The organism is Rhizobium sp. BR 315 (assembly GCF_050577975.1).
GTDB classification, from domain to species: Bacteria; Pseudomonadota; Alphaproteobacteria; order Rhizobiales; family Rhizobiaceae; genus Rhizobium; species Rhizobium miluonense.
The window spans coordinates 1-552 of sequence record NZ_JARWKZ010000181.1; the positions used below are offsets into that span (position 1 = coordinate 1).

Annotated in this window: 1 protein-coding gene and 1 pseudogene; one reads left to right on the forward strand and one right to left on the reverse strand. The window is 59.4% G+C overall.

Going from position 1 to position 552, the window contains the following annotated elements; genetic code table 11:
* The coding region (locus QD409_RS35650; RefSeq protein WP_430765071.1) for a hypothetical protein at nt 1–300 on the reverse strand (300 nt) is incomplete at its 3' end.
* Between QD409_RS35650 and QD409_RS35655 the strand changes: the two are divergent.
* A pseudogene (locus tag QD409_RS35655) lies at nt 299–550 on the forward strand (IS110 family transposase); the annotation flags it as partial. The gene QD409_RS35650 and the pseudogene QD409_RS35655 sit on opposite strands and share 2 nt — an antisense overlap.
* Nucleotides 551–552 lie beyond the last annotated feature (2 nt).

Genomic DNA, 552 nt, shown 5'->3' on the forward strand with positions numbered 1-552 from the left:
GGGCGCCAAATACAAAGGAGAAAGGTTTAATTCCATCACGCTGCTTATTGTTGGGCGTGGCGGCCGGTCAGGGCAACCCTCGTTGTGATTCTGCGAGCCTGAAACGGCAACACGCGCCATGTGAGACAGAGGAAGGCCCGAGACGAACCACGGTCCTGCGGTATTCAACCCGCGCATCAGAGTCTGATCAACCGTCGTCTCAATGCCGCCGCGTCCTGCAATAGGCAGCATATTTGTCCCTCGTCGACGATGAAAAAGGCGACGCGAAAAACCGATGCCCAAACTCTTGAAAACGGACATGAGAGGCGCATGGACCTACAGATTGCCTGCGCGTGTCGGCCAGGAAATCTTGAAGCGAACCGAGGGGCTGCCTGAAGCGATCAGGGCGACCGCCTGGAAGGCGCAAGTGCGACTATGCCAGCGATACCGGCGCATGCAGGCCAGCGGCCGCCCCACCAACATCGTCACTGTCGCCATCGCGCGCGAGCTCGCTGCTTTCGTCTGGGCGATTGCGACAACAGTTCCCATTCCCCCCACAAAGGCAGCCTGACG